The organism is Rugamonas sp. GW822-FHT03B10, assembly GCF_058801745.1.
The window spans coordinates 110,431-128,226 of record NZ_JBXANP010000001.1; the positions used below are offsets into that span (position 1 = coordinate 110,431).

Here is a 17,796-nt window from a genome sequence, read left to right on the forward strand (position 1 = left end):
AGGCAGCGACGATGGACCCACAAAAAACGACCCTGATGCCGACCTGCCGCGAAGTGCACCGGCTGGTCTCGGAAGGGATGGACCGCGAATTGTCGCTGGTCGAGCGCACCCGCATGCGGCTGCACCTGATGGTGTGCGACGCCTGCACCCGCTTCAACGGCCAGATGGCGCTGCTGCGCAAGGCCATGCGCGGCTTCCCGCTGGACGCCGACGCGCCGCCCGACGGTGCCGGTCCCGCCAATCCCACCGGCTCGGCGGACAAGGACGGCCGGCCATGAGCGTGTGCGCGCGCTGCGGCGCCACCTTCACCTGCGCCATGGCCGACGGCGACGGCAGTGAACCGTGCTGGTGCGCCAGCCTGCCGCTGGTGATGCCGGTGCCGTCGCCCGGGCTGCCGTCGTCCGCATCGCCGGCGCCGCCGGCCTCCGACCCGTCGTGCTGGTGCCCCGATTGCCTGAAGCGTCATATTGCCACCACCAGCGCGGCCGCCGGCGCCGCCCCGGCAAGACCAGAATAATCCACCGCAGCGAAGGAAAGCAGCATGCGTTTCAGCGATATCCGCATCCGGGCGCGGGTCAGCATCGGTTACGCGATGCTGATCGTGCTGATGATAGGCGTGATCCTGGTCGGCATGAGCCGCATCTACGCCATCCGGGCCGAGGCCGACCATATCCTGAAGCAGGACTGGGCCGCCGCCTCGGCGATCGGCATCATCGACTCGCAGTCGCGCGAGGCCGCCACCCGCGTCGTCACCCTGATCATCCAGACCAACCGGCAACAGCGCGTTGACAGCTATGCGCGCATCGACCAGATCAAGCGCGAGATCGACAGCCAGCTCGAGCGGCTGGCCGTGCTCGACGCCACGCCGGAGGAGCGGCAGCAGATCGAGCGCGTCAAACGCGCGCGCGCTGCCTATTACGAGTCCTTCGTTGCCGTGGCTGACCTGGTGGAGGGCAATCGGCACGATGCGGCGGAACACAAAATGAACAGCATGGCGCTGCCGGCGCTGAACGCGCTGCTGGACGAGATCAAGATACTGGACCGGCTGCAGCAAAGCCAGGTGATGGCCAGCGCCGACCGCGCGCGGGCCGACATCAACCGCTCGCTGCTGATCATGTCGCTGATGGGCGTGGCGGCGCTGGCCGTGGGGGGGGGCTTCGCCATTTCGGCCCGTTCCATCACGCGGCCGCTGGACGCGGCCATCGCCATCGCCACCCGTGTGGGGCAGGGCGACCTCAGTTCCGTGATCGAGGTCACGTCGCGCGACGAGACGGGCGAACTGCTGCAGGCGCTCAAGAACATGACGGCCAGCCTGGCGGCCGAGCAGGAACTGCGGCGCGCCGTGACGGCGGCCGAGGATGCGACCAAGATGAAGTCGGACTTCCTGGCCAATATGTCGCACGAGATCCGCACGCCGATGAACGGCATCATCGGCATGACCCACCTGGCCTTGCAGACCGACCTCACGCCCAAGCAGCGCAACTACCTGGAAAAGGTGGAATCGGCCGCGCGCAACCTGCTGGGCATCATCAACGACATCCTCGACTTCTCCAAGATCGAGGCCGGCAAGCTGTCGTTCGAGCGGGTCGACTTCTTCCTTGAGGACGTGATGGGCAACATCGCCGACCTGTCCATGATGCGGGCGCAGGAAAAAGGCCTGGAGCTGCTGTTCGACGTGGCGCCGGACGTGCCGCACGCGCTGGTGGGCGATCCGCTGCGCTTCGGCCAGGTGCTGATCAACCTGACCAACAACGCCATCAAGTTCACCGAGCGGGGCGAGATCGTGGTCACCATCCGTGTGCTCGAACGCGATGCGGACCAGGTCACGCTGCGGGTGGACGTGCGCGACACGGGGCCGGGCCTGTCGCCCGAACAGCAGGAGCGATTGTTCCAGGCCTTCACCCAGGCCGACACCTCCACCACGCGCCACCATGGCGGCACGGGCCTGGGCCTGACCATCAGCAAGCGGCTGGTGGAAATGATGGACGGCCAGATCGGCCTGGACAGCCATCCCGGCGTGGGCAGCAATTTCCATTTCACGGCCCGTTTCGGCGTGGGCGAGCAGGACGCGCCGCTGCCGCTGCCCGACATCAGCGGCCTGCGGGTGCTGGTGGTGGACGATAACGCCAGCGCGCGCGAAATCTTCCTCGGCATGCTGGGCTCCATGAAGTTCGAGGCCGCCGCCGCCGACAGCGGCGCGCGCGCGGTGCAAGCGGTGGCGCAGGCGCGCGAGCAGGGCAGGCCGTTCCGCGTGGTGCTGATGGACTGGCAGATGCCGGGCATGAACGGCATCGCCGCCATCAAGGCGATCCGTGCCGACGCCGAGGCGGCGGGCGTGGCGCCGCCGGCCATGGTGATGGTAAGCGCCTACAGCCGCGATGCGCTGCTCGACGAGCTGCACGGGCTGACCGTGGAGGCCACGCTGAGCAAGCCGGTGAGCGCCTCGACCCTGCTCGATTCGATTTCCACCGTGTTCGGCCAGGACCTGCGGCGCTGCCGCAAGGCGCGCCGCGACGACAGCTACCGCCAGGCCGAGCAGGCCGTGCGCGGCGCCTGGCTGCTGCTGGTGGAGGACAACGAGGTGAATCAGGAAGTGGCGCAGCAGATCCTGAGCGACGCCGGGGTGCGCGTCGACATCGCCAGCAATGGCGCGATGGCGCTGGCCAGGATCGCCGTCAACGATTACGACGGCGTGCTGATGGACTGCCAGATGCCGGTGATGGACGGTTACGACGCGACCCGCAAATTGCGCGAGGACGTGCACCACGCCGACCTGCCCGTGATCGCCATGACGGCCAACGCCATGGTGGGCGACAAGGAGAAATGCCTGGCGGCCGGCATGAACGATTTCATCGCCAAGCCGATCGACGTGGCGCAGCTGTTCACGACATTGGCGCGCTGGGTCAAGCCGCGCCAGCCGGCGGCGGAAGCCGGGGCGCAGGAGGCGGTGCAGGAATCGCTGCCGCTGCCCATCATCGCCGGCCTGAAGATGGAAGCGGCGCTGCAGCGCGTGGGCGGCAACGCGGCCCTGATGCGCAAGCTGCTGGGCCGCTTCGTGGAAACCCAGATCGATGCCATGCAGCGCATCGCCGAGGCGATGGACAACAACGACCTGGCGGCGGCCACGCGCGAAGCCCACACCGTCAAGGGCCTGGCGGGCAATATCGGCGCCGTGGCGCTGGCCGACGCGGCGGCCAGGGTGGAACAAATGCTGGCCCAGGGCGTGGCCGGGGGGCGCGACGAGGCCATCGCCGCCATGGGGCAGGAGCTGGGCGAGATGGTCGCGCGCGTGTCGATGGCGCTGCGCGGCACGGCGGCCGCCTCGCCTGCGGTGGCGCAGGGGGCGCTTGCGGCCCCGGCCCCGGCGCCGGTCGATCCGGCCGTGCTGGCCGGCGAGGTGCGCGAGATGGCGCGCCTGCTGGCGCAGGACGATGCGGCGGCCGTCAAGCTGCTCGATCGCGTCTGCCCGATGCTGGCGGCGGCGGGGCAGGGCGAGCCGTCGCGCCAGTTGCGCCGCATGCTGGCGCAGTACGACTTCGAAGGCGCGCTGGACGAATTGCGTGGCGTGGCGACGGCCTTGCAAATATCGCTATAAAATGAGGTATTAGCCGAGGAAGATGATGATGCCATTGCAAGCCAAGCCGACCATCCTGGTGGTGGACGACACCCCGGACAACATCGACCTGCTGTGCGCCGTGCTGGAACACGATTACCGCACCAAGATCGCCGTCAACGGCGAACGCGCGCTCAAGATCGCACGGGGCGAAGCGAAGCCGGACCTGATCCTGCTCGACATCATGATGCCGGGCATGAGCGGCTACGACGTGTGCAAGGCGCTCAAGGCCGATCCGGCCACGCGCGACATACCCGTCATCTTCGTCACCGCCATGAGCGAGGTGGCCGACGAGCAGCTCGGTCTGAGCCTGGGCGCGGTGGACTACATCACCAAGCCGGTGTCGGCGCCCATCGTGCTGGCCCGCATCAAGACCCAGCTGTCGATGAAGCGCGTGCACGACTTCCTGCGCGACCAGAACCAGTTCCTGGTGACGGAAGTGGAACTGCGCACGCGCGAGATCGTGGCGCTGCAGGACGTGACCATCCACACCATGGCCTCGCTGGCCGAAACGCGCGACAGCGAGACGGGCAACCATATCCGCCGCACCGCGCACTACGTCAAGACGCTGGCCGAAAGGCTGCGCACCCACCCGCGCTTCGCCGCCTTCCTGACCGACGAGACGATAGAACTGCTGTTCAAGTCCGCGCCGCTGCACGACATCGGCAAGGTCGGCATCCCGGACCGCATCCTGCTCAAGCCGGGCCGCTTCGAGCCGTACGAGATGGAGATCATGAAGACCCACACCACGCTGGGACGCGACGCCATCATGACGGCCGAGCGCGAACTGGGTATCGAGGTCGATTTCCTCAAATACGCCAAGGAGATCGCCTACGGCCACCAGGAGAAGTGGGACGGCAGCGGCTATCCGCAAGGACTGGCCGGCGACGCCATCCCCATCTCGGCGCGGCTGATGGCGGTGGCCGACGTGTACGACGCCCTGATCAGCCGGCGCGTGTACAAGGAAGGCATGTCGCACGAGGAGGCCGTGGCCATCATCACGACCGGGCGCGGCCAGCACTTCGACCCGGACATGGTGGACGCCTTCCTGGCCTTGCAGGACGAATTCATCGCGATCGCGAAGCGGTATGCCGACTCCGACCAGGACATGGCCCGCAAGCGCGAAACGCTGGAATTATTTTCGAAAGTAGCGGATGCAAATTGACGTAGACATGCTGGGCTTTGCGGCGGCCAGCTGCACCACCTGTTCCTTCATTCCCCAGGTGTGGCTGGTGTGGCGCGAACGCGCCGCCGCCGGCATCTCCACCGGCATGTATTCGATCTTCAGCTTCGGCGTATTCCTGTGGCTGTGCTACGGCGTGGCGATCACGGCCTGGCCCATCATCATCGCCAACACCGTCACCTTGCTGCTGGCGCTCAGCGTGCTGGGCATGAAGTGGCACTTCGAGCGGCCGGCGCCCGAGGATCGCGGCGTCTAGCCCGAGATTACCTGGCCGCGCGCGGTGGCGGCACGGCGCTCGCCAGGAAGGTGGCGATGCGGTCCACCACGGCGGCTTCCCGCTCGCGGTGCGGCACGTGGCGCACGCCCGGCATGATCGTCAGTTGGGCGGGCCCGCCCGCCAGGCCGGCGATGCGCTCGGGCTGCTGGCTGGAGCCGTATTCATCGTCGCCGCCGTGCAGCACCAGCGTGGGGCAGCGCACCAGCGGCAGCACGTCGTTGAGCGACCAGGCCGCGAACGCAGGCGACAACCAGGTCTCCGTCCACGCATCGAGCACCCAGCGGGCCTTGTCGCCGTGGTACTGGCGCAGCCGCGCGAACGATTTGTCCTGCTGGAACGATGCCTTGGCCTCCAGGATGCCGGTCCGCGTGCGCTCCTCCACGAACGCCTGCGCCGACTCGGTGATCAGGGACACGCAAGCATCGGCATGGCGCACCGCGCAGTGCACGGCCATGCCGCCGCCCACGCTGTGGCCCATGGCGACGAAGTGATCAAGACCGAAATGGCGCAGCACCAGCGGGACATAGACCGCCGCTTCCTCTTTGATGAAGTCTGTGCCGACGTCGTCGGCGCGCGGATCGGATTGGCCGAAACCCAGCCTGTCGTAGGCGATGACTGGTCTGCCCGTGCCGGCCGCCAGCGCGGCCGGAAAGGAGCGCCACAGTTCGATACTGCCCAGCGAATCGTGCAGCAGCACGATAGCCGCACGGTCATCGGCGGCCGCCGAAGATTGCCAGCGGCGCGCGAACAGGCGACCTTGCGGCGTGGCGATCCAGTGGTCGGAAGTGATGGGAGCGGTGGTGTGCATATCGGCTCGTTTGCCCGACAGGGCGGATGAGATGGCGGTTGCGGGAGTGCCGATCATATCAGGCCGCCAGCATATCCACCGCCGTACCCTCAACCAACCGTGCTGAAAAACCGCATCATCTCCCGGCTCGCATCGGGTCCCTTGCCGTCGGTGTAGCTGCCCTGCGCGCTGCCGCCGGACCAGGCGTGGCCGGCGCCGTGCACCACCCAGTGTTCGACCACGGGTTTGCCATCGTGGTCGTGGTGCGTGGTCTGGGTGTAGCGGTGGCCGTTGGGCACGCTGCCCGATTGCACCGACGGCGTGCTGCCCGCCGCGTGGCCGTTCAGCCGCTGCGCCGTCACCGCTTCGCCATTGCGCGGGTGGACGGTGGTGTCGCGGTCGCCGTGGAAGACGATGATGGGCAGGCCGTCGCCGGGCGTCTTGTGCACGCCGGCGCCGCGCTTCATGGCGCTCAGCGCCGACGGCAAATCCTGCGCCGAGGCGTACGGCAGGCCCGAATGCACACCCACGGCCGCGAACACGTCCGGATACAGCGTGCCGACGATGACGGCCATGGCGCCGCCGGCCGACAGCCCCGCCACGTACACGTGCTTATCCAGCACGCGGTAGTCGCGCTTGACCTGTTCGGCGATGCCGGCGATGAGCGATGGCTCGCCCTGTCCGCGCTGCTGGTCGATGGCGTTGAACCAGTTCCAGCACTTGGCGTTGTTGGCCTGCTTGGTCTGCTCGGGGTAGACCACCAGGCACTGGCGCTCCTCGGCCACGTCGTTCATGCGGGTGCCGGCCGCGAAGTCGTCCGGGTTCTGGGTGCAGCCGTGCAGCATCACCAGCAGCGGCATCGGCTGGCCGTGGTAGCTGGACGGGATGTACAGCTTGTATTTGCGCTCGCCCGCGTGGTTGGCGTAGCTGCCCGCGATGAATTGCGCGCCCGGCGGCAGGGGCGCCGGCTCCGCGCGCGGCGCGTCGTAGCCGGGCAGGTCGAGGCCGGTCAGGTCGAGCGGCGGCAGGTTGAGATTGGTGACGTCGAACGTGGGCATCTCGAAGTGCTTCAGTCCGGACGGCAGTGCGCCGTTGATCCCGGCCTGGATGTCGACGGCGATACCCATGCGGTTGAGCAGATCTTGCGCGTATTCGATGGGGTGGGTGGCCGGATCGGGCGCGACGCCGGCGGAACGGGGCGGCTCGGGTTCGTCGTGCGGCGCTTGCGGCGCCGGCTTGTCAGCGGCCTGACGGGCGTTCGGCGCGTCCGATGGCGCCGGGGCATCGGGAATGTCGTGGCGGGGCGGCGTATCGACGCAGACGGCATCCTCCACCGTCGCCTCGCCTTGCGCGTCGTGATGGCGCGCGGCAGGTGGTGGGTTGATGTCGCGCATCGTCGGCGTGGCGGCGCGCGGGGTGCCGCGCAGGCCGTCCAGCGCTTGCTGGATGGCCGCCGTGGCGGCCGCAGGCCCCTTGTTCAGGAGTTTTTGGGTGGCGGCGCGCATCTGCGCCAGCAGCGTGGAATCGAATTTCATAAGCCGTCCTTCAACGAAGCATGCGCCGTGCCGGACTGCCGGTGGGCAGGCGCGTTAGTGAATTCGCCCGGCCAGGGCGGTCTTGACCACGGTGCTCGCGTGCAGTGCGCCGAGCACGAAAATCGACTCGATGGTGGCCAGTGCCAGCTCCACCGAGACGTCGCTGGCGATGCTGGCCAGGCCCAGCACCTGGATCTGCAGCCGCTGGCCGGCGGCCTGGATGGCTTCCAGGTCGGCGCGCGAATAATGCTGCATGCCCAGCACCAGGCTTTTGCGCGCCACCGTCTGCTTGACCACGTCCGCGTGGGCGTTGAGCTGGTTGCGGATCGCTGTGCGGATCAGGTCGGTGCGGTTGGAGTAGAACCCTTCCTGCACCAGCAAGTCGATTTGTCCCAGGTCTATCGGTCCCAGATTGATGGTGATTTTTTCCGATTCGCTCGTTTTGAGCTTCAGTTCTTGCTTGGCCATAAGTCTCCGTCCGGCGCTTGGGGTGGTTGTTGGCATCTGGTAGCCATCCAAACACCATCTATATGGATGGTAGTATAGACCCATGACGCCGCAGGTCAAGCGCGATTTTGCGCTTTGCGTTATGGTGAAGCACCAATTGACCGAGCGGCCCCGCTGGGGGCGCGGCATAATGGGCGCATTCTTCGTTACCGATACCGCAGCACTATGACACCAGCATCGCCAGCCACCGAACCCGTTTTGCCTGAACTGGCCACGCCGGTGCCGTCGCCGTGCGTCAGCCTGTGCAAGATGAGCCCCGAGACCGGCTATTGCGTCGGCTGCATGCGCACCATCGAGGAAATCATCGCCTGGTCCAAGGCCGATGACACGTACAAGCGCGCCGTGTGGGCGGAAATCCGGCGCCGCGAGGCGCTGGTCGACTTTTAAGGGAAGGTGGCAGGCATGCAGGGATTACCCGATTCCATCCAGGTGTTGGAGCGCGGCTGGCTCTCGTCCAACAACATCCTGCTGATTGGCCGCCACGACACGGCGTTGATCGACAGCGGCTACCTGACCCACGCGCCGCAAACGCTGGCGCTGGTGCGCCACGCGCTGCACGGCCGCCACCTGGACCGGCTGATCAACACCCACCTGCATTCGGACCACTGCGGCGGCAACGCCATCCTGCAGGCCCACTATGGCTGCGACACGGCGATCCCGGCGGCCGAGGCGGACAAGGTGCGGCACTGGGACGTGGACGCGCTCAGCTTCAAGGCCACCGGCCAGCAGTGCGAGCGCTTCCGCTTCGACAGCACCGTCTCCTGCGGCGACGTGCTGACGCTGGCCGACATGGAGTGGCGTGCGCTGGGCGCGCCCGGCCACGATCCCCATTCGCTGATCTTCTACTGCCCCGAGCACCGCGTGCTGGCCTCGGCCGATGCGCTGTGGGAGAACGGGTTCGGCGTCATCTTCCCCGAGCTCGATGGCGAGTCCGGCTTCGCCGAGGAGCGCGCCACGCTGGACCTGATCGAAAGCCTGGACGCGCGGCTGGTGATCCCCGGCCACGGCGCGCCGTTCACGGACGTGCAGGGCGCGCTGGCGCGGGCCCGCTCGCGCGTCGATTATCTGGAGGCCGACCCGGTGCGCAACGCGCAGAACGCGATCAAGGTGCTGCTCAAGTTCCTGCTGCTGGAACGCCAGCGTATCGCGCTGGCCGACGTGCCGAACATGCTGCTGTCCATGCCCGTGTTCGCGACCGCCAACGCGCGCCACCTGCGCCAGACGCCGGATGAACTGGCGCGATGGGCCGTGGGCCAGCTGGTCAGGGGCGGTGCGGCACACGTTGAGAGTGAATACTTACTTAACGACTGAATTCTTCGCCGCCACCGTCCATTACCATCCCCTTCCATCCACCTCCATCCACTTCCATCAGCGAGTTCGATATGGCCTTGCCAGCAGTGTTGCAGAACCTCACCCTTCCCGTGATCGCCTCCCCCATGTTCATCGCCAGCGGGCCGGCGCTGGTGGCGGCCCAGTGCAAGGCCGGCATCGTCGGCTCGTTCCCGGCCCTGAACGCGCGCCCGGCCGAGCTGCTCGACACCTGGCTGACGGATTTGCAGGCCGAGCTGGCCGACTACCAGCGCGCCCATCCCGGCCAGCGCGTGGGGCCGATCGCCGTCAACCAGATCGTGCACCATTCGAACGACCGGCTCGCGCATGACGTGGAGGTGTGCGTCAAACACCAGATCCCCATCATCATCTCGTCGCTGCGCGCGCCGCCCAAGGAGATGCTGGACGCGATCCACAGCTACGGCGGCATCGTGCTGCACGACGTGATCTCGATCCGCCATGCGCAAAAGGCGCTGGAGGCGGGCGTGGATGGCCTGATCCTGGTGGCCAGCGGCGCCGGCGGCCATGCGGGCACGCTGTCGCCGTTCGCGCTGGTGGGCGAGGTGCGCAAGTTCTTCTCCGGGCCGATCGCGCTGTCGGGTTCCATCGCCACGGGTGATGCGATTCTGGCGGCGCAGGCCATGGGCGCCGATTTCGCCTACATCGGCTCGCGTTGGCTGGCGACCCAGGAATCAAACGTGACGGACGGCTACCGCGACGCGATCGTGGAATCGTCCGCTGCGGATATCGTTTACACCAATTTGTTCACCGGGGTGCATGGCAACTATCTGAAGAAGTCCATCACCGCCGCCGGTCTGGACCCGGAGGCGCTGCCGCAGTCGGACAAGAGCGCCATGAGTTTCGGTTCCGGCACCGCCAAGGCGTGGCGCGACATCTGGGGCGCCGGCCAGGGCGTGGGCTTGATGGATGACGTGCCCACCACGGCCGAGATGGTGGCGCGCCTGAAGCGCGAGTACGACGCGGCGCGCGCGCGGCTCAGCCTGTAACAGGCCCCTTGCTCCGCGTCCTGCTCATTGCGGGTGGCGCATATCGTAGCGCGCGAAGTGCCGCCACGTGCCATCCGGTTTGGCCGATTCGATCTCGAACGTCCAGGATGCCGTTTCGGCCTGGTAGCGCAGCGTGTCGCGGAACGGCGCGCTGGCGTAGGGGAAGGTGAATTCGATGGTGTTGTCCGTGATCTTGCCCGTCGCATGGGGAATCGAACCTTGGGCGCCGAAGCTGTCCATCCAGTGCGCAATGACGGACTGGCTGCCCTGGTCGTAACCGATGAAGACGCGCGCCTCGTATTTGGCCGGCACCTGCACATCCTTCATGTGCATTTCCGTGAACGTGGCGTTCAGCGTGGGCGTGGCGGCCATGGTGTAGCGCACCGGCTTGCCCATCACGTCGCCGGTCATGATCCAGTCGCCGTCCAGCGCTTGCAGCAGGGCGGGGCGGGCGTCGGCGGGGGCGGCGTGGGCGCTGGCCGCCGCCAGCACGGTGGACAGCAGGAACGGGGTGAGGATGCGCATCGGTTCTGGTCGGGGAAAAAATCGGATGGTGCAGACAATAGGGCAAAATTGCGCGAATTGCAATTCCCTCAGTCCTGCTCCAGCCACTTGCGCGCCGTCGCCACCACCTGCCCGGTCAGGCGGCGCGTGAGCGGGGTCTGGATGTCCCACGCGTGCCAGATCAACGGCACGTTCAGACTGGCGCCGGGCGCCAGCTCCACCAGCGTGCCCGCGCGCAGGGCCGCCTCGCATTGCAGCACCGGCAGCATGCCGTAGGCGTAGCCCGCTTCCAGAAAACGCACGAATCCCTCCGAACTTGACAGCGCATGGTGCGGATAACGCACCGGCTGGCCGAATTGACGGCCCAGGAACTGGTCCAGCAGCGCGTCCTTGCGGTCGAACACCAGCGCCGGCGCTTGCTGCACCGCGTCCAGCGTGAAGCCGTCCGCGAACCAGCGTTGCGCGAACGGGGGCGCGGCCACGCACAGGTAGCGCATCGCGCCCAGCGGCGTGGCCGTGGTGCCGGCCACGCGCGTGGCCTCGCTGGTCACGCAGGCGAACACGCGGCCTTCGCGCAACTGGCTCAAGGTGTGGTCCTGGTCGTCGAGGCGGATGCGCAGCAGGCAGGCGTCCGACAGCAGCAGCGGTCCCACCGCTTCCTGCAGCCAGGTGGCGGCGCTGTCGGCGTTGACGGCGATGGCGATGTCGGGCCGCGCGTCGGCCTGGCCGGGGCGCTGCTGCAGGGCCGCCTCCAGCAGCCGCACCTGGCGGTAGTGGGCGATCAGGCGCTGGCCCGCCTCCGTCGCCTGCGGCGGCTGGGTGCGCACCACCAGCAGTTCGCCGGCGTCGTTCTCCAGCAGGCGGATGCGCTGCGACACGGCCGATTGCGTGATCGACAGGGCCACGGCGGCCTTGTCGAAACTGCCATGCTCGATCACGGCGTCGAGGGCGGCCAGGCCCCGGTAGTCCACTGCGCTCATTAGTTTCTCTAATGTTTGTCCAATATTATTAATTATACTTATCCGAGCCCGGGCCGTAAGCTGGCGCCTTGTTTGAGGAGAAGACATGGTGGCGACGGCATTTTTGAAGGGGCTGGGCTTGGGCGGCAGCCTGATTGTGGCGATCGGATCGCAGAACGCTTACCTGCTGCGGCAGGCGCTCAAGCGCGAGTTCGTGCTCACCTGCGTCGCCATCTGCGTGGTGTGCGACGTGGTGCTGATCGCGGCCGGTGTGGCTGGCATGGGGCGGCTGATCACCGGCGCGCCGGCCTTGCTGCTGTGGCTGAAGATCGGCGGCGCGGCGTTTTTGCTCGCGTATGGCTGGCGCGCGGCCCGTTCCGCGTTGCGGCCGGCCGCGCTGGTGGCGGGCGATGGGGCCAGCGTGTCCAGCCACGGCGCCGTGGTGGCGGCCATGCTGGCGTTCAGCCTGCTCAATCCCCACGTTTATCTGGATACCGTGATCCTGCTCGGGTCCATTGGCGGGCAGCAGGCGGGCAGTGGACGGCTGTACTTCGCGGGCGGGGCGATGGCGGCCTCGCTGGCCTGGTTCAGTGGACTGGGATGGGGGGCGCGCTACTTGGCGCCAGTGTTCGCGTTGCCGCGGGCGTGGCAGGTCCTCGATGGCGTGATCGCGGTGGTGATGTGGGCGATCGCTGTGTCGTTGTTCGTTTGATGGCGGTCGGTTCGCGGAAACCAGGGTCAGCCCCCCTTGGGGCCAGACCCTTGGGACGCGCGTTGTTACGCTTCGCTGTCGGTCTTGATGGCCCACAGGCCGGGCAGGTTGCGCCAGTAGCCGTAGGCGTCCATGCCGAAGCCGACGACGAAGCGGTTCGGGATGGTGATGCCGACGATGTCGGCCTTGCAGGGCTTGGCCTTGCCGATCGCCTTGTCGCAGAACACGGCCAGGATCACCTCGGCCGCGCCCATGTCCAGCAGGCGCTGTTTGACGTGGGCCAGCGTTTCGCCTTCGTCGAGAATATCGTCCAGCACGATGACGGTGCGGCCCGTCACGTTCGAGCGCGGCACGACCTTCCACACCACCTGGCCGCCCTGGTCCTCGTCGCCGTAGCGGCTCACGTGGATGTAGTCGAATTCGAGCGGGAACGTCAGCTGCGGCAGCAGGTTGCCCGTGAAGACGACGGCGCCGCCCATCACGCCCAGCACCAGCGGGAAGTCCTGGCTGTCGGGGGCGTTGAAGCGGGCGTTGAGGGTGTCGGCCATGCGCGCGACGGCGGCATCGACGGTCTCTTTGTTGAACAGTTCTTCTGCCGTTTCCAGCAGGGCGCGGGCGCGGTTGTGGTGGAAGTCTTGCATGATCTTCTAGTTTTTCTGAAACAGGTGAACAATCCCGCTATTATCCGCCATATCCCGCCGTCCCGGGGTAGTTGGATTTGCGCCACAACGCCCGCCGCTAGCGGTAATCGCGCACGTCGTCGATCACCTTGCCGTCGTTGGGCAGGCTGCCGCGCGCGGCGAAACACACCTCGCCGCGCAGCTTGGTGAGGTCGCGTATCGAATCGACCACGGCCGCGCCCAGGCTGGCGCCGGCGGCCTGCGGATCATCCACTTCGCAATGCAGCGTCATCACGTCCTGCGCCATGTGGCCCGACACCACCAGCCGCGCCTTGACGATCTGCGGATGGCGGCGCGCGATGTCGTGCACCTGCGACGGATGGACGAACATGGCGCGCACCTTGGTGGCCTGGTCGGCCCGTCCCAGCCAGCCGCGGATGCGGGTGTTGGTGCGGCCGCCGGCCGCCGGCGTGTGGGGCAGCTCGGCCGACAGGTCGCCGGTGGCGAAGCGGATCAGCGGATAGTCGTGGTTGAACAGCGTGACCAGCACCTCGCCCACCTCGCCCGGCGCCACCGGCTCGCCCGTGCCGGGGCGCACGATCTCCAGGATCACCTCCTCGTCGAGCACCATGCCCGGATCGAGCGCGCCGGCGCTGGCCGTCTCGTAGGCGATGCTGCCGATGTCGGCCGAGGCGTAGGTCTGGAACACGTGCGGCACGCCGTGCTGCGCGAACCAGGCGCGCAGCGATTCGGGCAGCGCCTCCGCGCCCATCATGGCGTGGCGCACGCTGGAAATGTCGGCGCCCATCTCCTGCGCCTTTTCGATGATGATTTTCAGGAACGACGGGGTGCCGATGTAGGTGTCGGGCCGCAGTTCGGCCATGGCCTGCACCTGCATCTCGGTCTGCCCGGCGCCGGCCGGGATCACGGCGCAGCCGATGCGGGCCGCACCGCCTTCGACCATGAAGGCGGCCGGCGTGAAGTGGTAGGAGAAGCAGTTCTGTATCAGCCCGCCCGGCCGCACGCCGGCCGCGTACATGGGGCGCGAGAAGCGCCACCAGTCCTGGCCCCGGCCCTCTGGATCGAAGATGGGGCCGGGCGACATGTACACGCGCGCCAGCTGGCCGGCGGGCGTGGCGTTCAGGCCGCCGAACGGCGGCTGCTGGCGCTGCAGCTCCTTCAGGCCGGATTTGCGCGTGACGGGCAGCTGGGCCAGCGCGGCGCGGCTGGCGATGTCGCCGGCCGCCACACCGTGCAGGATGCGCGCCCAGCCGGGCGTGCCCTGGGCCCGCGCGACGAGGCGCGGCAGGCATTGCATCAGGTCGCGTTCGCGCTGCACGGGGTCGCGCGTCTCCAGGCTGTCGAGCGTATCGGCCATGGTGGAATCCTTGTGTGAAGTCGGTTGTTCAGGAGCGGGGTCAGGCCAGCCAGCGTTTGCGGCGGCGGTAGAATTTCATGTCGCGGAAGCTCTTGCGCCCGGCGCCGGACACGCCCAGGTAGAACTCCTTGACGTCCTCGTTGCTGGCCAGGTCGCTGGCCGCGCCTTCCATGACGACGCGGCCGTTTTCCAGGATGTAGCCGAAATCGGCGTAGCGCAGCGCCACGCTGGTGTTCTGCTCGGCCAGCAGGAAGGACACGTTCTCCTTCTGGTTCAAGTCCTTGACGATGCCGAAGATCTCCTCGACGATCTGCGGCGCGATGCCCATCGACGGCTCGTCCAGCAGGATCATGGACGGCTTGGCCATCAGGGCGCGGCCGATGGCGCACATCTGCTGCTCGCCGCCGGAGGTGTAGCCGGCCTGGCTGGCGCGCCGCTCCTTCAGGCGCGGGAAGTAGTGGTAGACCTTGTCGAGCGATTCCTTCAGCTGCGCGCGCGACAGCGTGCGCGTGTAGGCGCCCGTGAGCAGGTTGTCCTCGATGGTCAGGTGGCCGAAGCAGTGGCGGCCCTCCATCACTTGCGACAGGCCGCGCTTGACCAGCTCATTGGGCGTGAGCTGGTCCACGCGCTCGCCCTTGAACTGCACTTCGCCCTTGGTGACGTCGCCGCGCTCGCCGCGCAGCAGCGTGGAGATGGTTTTGAGCGTGGTCGACTTGCCGGCGCCGTTGGCGCCCAGCAGGGCCACGATCTTCCCTTGCGGGACTTGCAACGACACGCCTTTGAGCACAAGGATCACGTGGTCGTAGATCACTTCGATGTTGTTGACCGACAGGTAGGGCTGGCTGCTGACGGTTGCGGCTGCGGCGGCTGTGTTCATGGTCGTTCTTCGCTGGTTGAAAAAACGTGCGGGGAGGAGGAGGGGGGACTCCCCGCACTAGTTGCGCCTTGTCGCTATGGCGTGGCTACTTGGCGCAGGCTGGCGTGATTTTTTTCTCGGCGGCGTAGGCGTTCGACGATTCCTCCAGCAGCTTGCGGGTCAGCGCCTTGTCGCCCACCACCCAGTTGGGCGTGACGGCGTTCCACTTCTTGCCGTCCCACTGCTGGACCTTGACGGCGCCCGAACCCTCATGGTCCTCGCAGCTGGTCTTCACCACCGGCAGCATGCCGTAGGCGCCGATGGCCTTCTCGCGCGCCTCGTCCACGTTCAGGTGCTCCAGGCCCCAGCGCAGCTGTTCGCCGGTGACGGGCTTGCCCTTGCCGAACTTGTCCTGCGCCGTGCGCATCGCCTCCACCCACAGGATGGCGGCCGTCACGCCGCGCATGTGGTAGACCGAGCCCACGCGGTTGCGGTCGGACAGGTTGCCCTTGCCGGCGTCGTACAGCTTCTTGTGGATCTCGTCCATCACCGGGTAGTTGCCGGGGGTGTTGAAGGTCATCGCGCTGTAGCCCTTGGCGGCGTCGCCGGCCGGCACGGTGTCCTCCTCGGAGCCGGCCCACCACACGCCCAGCATCTTCTCGCGCGGGAAGCCGTTGCGCTGGGCCGTCTTGATGGCGACGGAGTTCATCACGCCCCAGCCCCACAGGATCACGTAGTCGGGGTTGGCCTGGCGGATCTGCAGCCACTGCGACTGCTGCTCGCTGCCCGGCGGCGGCACGGCGATCTTGATCAGGTCAAAGCCGTACTGCTTGGACAGCGCCTCCAGCACCGGCAGCGGTTCCTTGCCGAAGGCCGAGTCGTGGTACAGGTGCACGATCTTCTTGCCCTTCAGCTTATCCATGCCGCCGCTCTTGTCGCCCAGGTACTTGATCATGCCGGCGGCCTGGTTCCAGTAGCTGGTGATGAGCGGGAACACATAGGGGAACACCTTGCCGTTGGCGGCGTCCGAGCGGCCGTAGCCGAGCATCGTCATGGGGATCTTGTCCTGCGGCAGACGGTCCAGGATGCCGTAGGCGATGCCGGTCGACAGCGGCTCGACCATGGTGGCGCCGCCGTTCTTGGTCTTCAGGCGCTCGTAGCATTCGACCCCGCGCGACGGGTTGTATTCCGTTTCGCACTCCTCCCAGCTGATCTTCACGCCGTTCACGCCGCCGTTCATGTTGACCAGGTTGAAGTAGTCGATCACGCCGCCGTAGAAGCCGGAACCGCCGGCCGCGTACGGCCCCACGCGGTACGACGGCAGGGCGATGAACTGGTCGGCCCAGGCCGGAACGATGGCGCTGGCCGCCAGCGCGGCGCCCAGCACGAAGGTTTTGATGCATTTCATTCTCGTCTCCTCGAAGTTACAGACCTCAGGTGATACAGGTGTGGTGATGCCAGGGACCGCGTTCAGTGCGGGAACGGCCACAGACGCAGCTTCTCTTTACCGATTTGCCACAGACGCGCCAGGCCATGCGGCTCGACGATCAGGAAGAACACGATCAACGCGCCGAACACCATCAGCTCCAGGTTGGACGCCACGCTGGTGGGCAGGGCCAGTCCGTGCGCCAGCACGTTCAGGAACACGGGCAGCAGCACGATGAAGGCCGCGCCCAGGAAGGAGCCGAGCACGGAGCCCACGCCGCCGATGATGATCATGAACAGGATGCGGAACGACAGGTCCAGGTTGTACGCCTCCGGCTCCACCGTGCCCAGGTAGGCGAACGCGTACAGCGCGCCGGCCACGCCGCAGTAGAACGAGCTGACGGCGAACGCCAGCAGCTTGGTGCGCATCAGGCGGAAGCCGATCACCTCGGCCGCCACGTCCATGTCGCGCACGGCCATCCACGAGCGGCCCACGTTGGAGCGGATCATGTTCTTGGCCAGCAGCGCCATCACGGCCACCACCGCCAGCACCAGCAGGTATTTGCTGGCCGGGCTGTCGAACTCGTAGCCGAGGATGGTGATTTTCTGCGCCGTGATCACGCCCGAGCTGCTGTAGTTGGTCAGGTAGGGGATCTTGGTCAGGCACCAGATCACGAAGAACTGGGTGGCCAGCGTGGAGGCGGCCAGGTAGAAGCCGCGGATGCGCAGCGACGGCAGGCCGAAGGCGACGCCGACCGCCGCCGCCGCCAGCCCGCCCAGCACGAACGCCAGCAGGATCGGCATGCCGGGCATGCGCTGCACGAAGTTGTAGGCGCCGAACGCGCCCACGGCCATGAAGGCGGCCGTGCCCAGCGACAGCTGGCCGGCGTAGCCGGTGAGGATGTTGAGCCCCAGCGCGGCCAGCGAGAAGATCAGGAACGGGATCAGGATGGCCGACAGCGTGTACGGTGAGGCCAGCACCGGCGCCAAGGCCAGCGCCACCACCAGCAGCGCGGCCAGGGCGATGCGGTCCTGGCGGATCGGGAAGATCTGGTTGTCGGCCTGGTAGCTGGTCTTGAATTGTCCGGCTTCGCGGTAGAACAT

Annotated in this window: 19 protein-coding genes; 9 read left to right on the plus strand and 10 right to left on the minus strand. The window is 67.3% G+C overall.

Annotation, left to right across the window (positions count from 1 at the left end; all coding sequences use genetic code 11):
* Window positions 1–11 precede the first annotated feature (11 nt).
* From AC1RQG_RS00510 to AC1RQG_RS00530, 5 genes are read left to right on the plus strand one after another with little or no spacing between them, the layout of a single operon-like run.
* Window positions 12–278: a zf-HC2 domain-containing protein gene (locus AC1RQG_RS00510; protein ID WP_493127231.1), complete on the plus strand. Its 267-nt coding sequence runs from the start codon at window positions 12–14 to the stop codon at window positions 276–278.
* A complete protein-coding gene (locus AC1RQG_RS00515) occupies window positions 275–517 on the plus strand; it encodes a cysteine-rich CWC family protein (RefSeq protein WP_493127232.1) in 243 nt (80 codons plus the stop codon). Before AC1RQG_RS00510 ends, AC1RQG_RS00515 begins: the two co-directional genes overlap by 4 nt.
* 24 nt (window positions 518–541) lie before the next feature.
* Window positions 542–3,595, plus strand: a complete 3,054-nt coding sequence (locus tag AC1RQG_RS00520; protein ID WP_493127234.1) for a response regulator — start codon at window positions 542–544, stop codon at window positions 3,593–3,595.
* 22 nt (window positions 3,596–3,617) lie between these two features.
* Complete coding sequence (locus AC1RQG_RS00525; protein WP_493127236.1) at window positions 3,618–4,778, plus strand: response regulator; 1,161 nt, start codon at window positions 3,618–3,620, stop codon at window positions 4,776–4,778.
* Entirely contained in the window at window positions 4,768–5,052 is a 285-nt protein-coding gene (locus AC1RQG_RS00530; RefSeq protein WP_493127238.1) for a SemiSWEET transporter, read from the plus strand. Before AC1RQG_RS00525 ends, AC1RQG_RS00530 begins: the two co-directional genes overlap by 11 nt.
* A 7-nt stretch (window positions 5,053–5,059) precedes the next feature.
* On the opposite strand, the gene AC1RQG_RS00535 is transcribed toward AC1RQG_RS00530, so the two are convergent.
* The 3 genes from AC1RQG_RS00535 to AC1RQG_RS00545 form a co-directional block, all read right to left on the minus strand.
* Window positions 5,060–5,881: an alpha/beta fold hydrolase gene (locus AC1RQG_RS00535; RefSeq protein WP_493127240.1), complete on the minus strand. Its 822-nt coding sequence runs from the start codon at window positions 5,879–5,881 to the stop codon at window positions 5,060–5,062.
* A gap of 89 nt (window positions 5,882–5,970) precedes the next feature.
* Window positions 5,971–7,395 carry an extracellular catalytic domain type 1 short-chain-length polyhydroxyalkanoate depolymerase gene (locus AC1RQG_RS00540; protein ID WP_493127242.1) on the minus strand — a complete coding sequence of 475 codons (1,425 nt, stop codon included), beginning with the start codon at window positions 7,393–7,395 and terminating at the stop codon, window positions 5,971–5,973.
* A gap of 54 nt (window positions 7,396–7,449) precedes the next feature.
* Window positions 7,450–7,863: a CopG family transcriptional regulator gene (locus AC1RQG_RS00545; RefSeq protein WP_182215108.1), complete on the minus strand. Its 414-nt coding sequence runs from the start codon at window positions 7,861–7,863 to the stop codon at window positions 7,450–7,452.
* 204 nt (window positions 7,864–8,067) lie between these two features.
* Between AC1RQG_RS00545 and AC1RQG_RS00550 the strand changes: the two genes are divergently transcribed.
* The 3 genes from AC1RQG_RS00550 (at window position 8,068) to AC1RQG_RS00560 (ending at window position 10,238) form a co-directional block, all read left to right on the plus strand.
* Complete coding sequence (locus AC1RQG_RS00550) at window positions 8,068–8,289, plus strand: DUF1289 domain-containing protein (protein ID WP_493127244.1); 222 nt, start codon at window positions 8,068–8,070, stop codon at window positions 8,287–8,289.
* 15 nt (window positions 8,290–8,304) lie between these two features.
* Window positions 8,305–9,213, plus strand: a complete 909-nt coding sequence (locus AC1RQG_RS00555) for an MBL fold metallo-hydrolase (RefSeq protein WP_493127246.1) — start codon at window positions 8,305–8,307, stop codon at window positions 9,211–9,213.
* A 71-nt stretch (window positions 9,214–9,284) separates the two neighbouring features.
* Window positions 9,285–10,238 (plus strand): NAD(P)H-dependent flavin oxidoreductase, encoded by a 954-nt coding sequence (locus tag AC1RQG_RS00560; RefSeq protein WP_493127248.1) that lies wholly within the window; start codon window positions 9,285–9,287, stop codon window positions 10,236–10,238.
* A gap of 24 nt (window positions 10,239–10,262) precedes the next feature.
* Here the strand turns inward: AC1RQG_RS00560 and AC1RQG_RS00565 are convergent, their stop codons facing one another.
* Window positions 10,263–10,763 (minus strand): DUF1579 family protein, encoded by a 501-nt coding sequence (locus AC1RQG_RS00565; protein ID WP_493127250.1) that lies wholly within the window; start codon window positions 10,761–10,763, stop codon window positions 10,263–10,265.
* Between the two features lie 68 nt (window positions 10,764–10,831).
* On the minus strand, window positions 10,832–11,722 hold the full coding sequence (locus tag AC1RQG_RS00570; protein ID WP_493127252.1) for a LysR family transcriptional regulator ArgP: 891 nt from the start codon (window positions 11,720–11,722) through the stop codon (window positions 10,832–10,834).
* Window positions 11,723–11,807: 85 nt separating this feature from the next.
* On the opposite strand from AC1RQG_RS00570, the gene AC1RQG_RS00575 reads away from it, so the two are divergent.
* Entirely contained in the window at window positions 11,808–12,413 is a 606-nt protein-coding gene (locus tag AC1RQG_RS00575; RefSeq protein WP_493127254.1) for a LysE/ArgO family amino acid transporter, read from the plus strand.
* A 65-nt stretch (window positions 12,414–12,478) separates the two neighbouring features.
* On the opposite strand, the gene AC1RQG_RS00580 is transcribed toward AC1RQG_RS00575, so the two are convergent.
* The 5 genes from AC1RQG_RS00580 to AC1RQG_RS00600 all read right to left on the minus strand — a co-directional run bounded on the left by AC1RQG_RS00580 (window position 12,479) and on the right by AC1RQG_RS00600 (window position 17,796).
* On the minus strand, window positions 12,479–13,054 hold the full coding sequence (locus AC1RQG_RS00580; RefSeq protein ID WP_493127256.1) for a hypoxanthine-guanine phosphoribosyltransferase: 576 nt from the start codon (window positions 13,052–13,054) through the stop codon (window positions 12,479–12,481).
* Between the two features lie 97 nt (window positions 13,055–13,151).
* Window positions 13,152–14,411 (minus strand): phenylacetate--CoA ligase family protein, encoded by a 1,260-nt coding sequence (locus tag AC1RQG_RS00585; protein ID WP_493127258.1) that lies wholly within the window; start codon window positions 14,409–14,411, stop codon window positions 13,152–13,154.
* Window positions 14,412–14,451: 40 nt separating this feature from the next.
* Window positions 14,452–15,288: an ABC transporter ATP-binding protein gene (locus tag AC1RQG_RS00590; protein WP_493127260.1), complete on the minus strand. Its 837-nt coding sequence runs from the start codon at window positions 15,286–15,288 to the stop codon at window positions 14,452–14,454.
* 85 nt (window positions 15,289–15,373) lie between these two features.
* Complete coding sequence (locus AC1RQG_RS00595; RefSeq protein WP_493127262.1) at window positions 15,374–16,675, minus strand: ABC transporter substrate-binding protein; 1,302 nt, start codon at window positions 16,673–16,675, stop codon at window positions 15,374–15,376.
* Window positions 16,676–16,737: 62 nt separating this feature from the next.
* The gene (locus tag AC1RQG_RS00600; protein WP_493127264.1) at window positions 16,738–17,796 is read right to left on the minus strand and encodes a branched-chain amino acid ABC transporter permease; all 1,059 of its coding nucleotides are present in this window, start codon (window positions 17,794–17,796) and stop codon (window positions 16,738–16,740) included.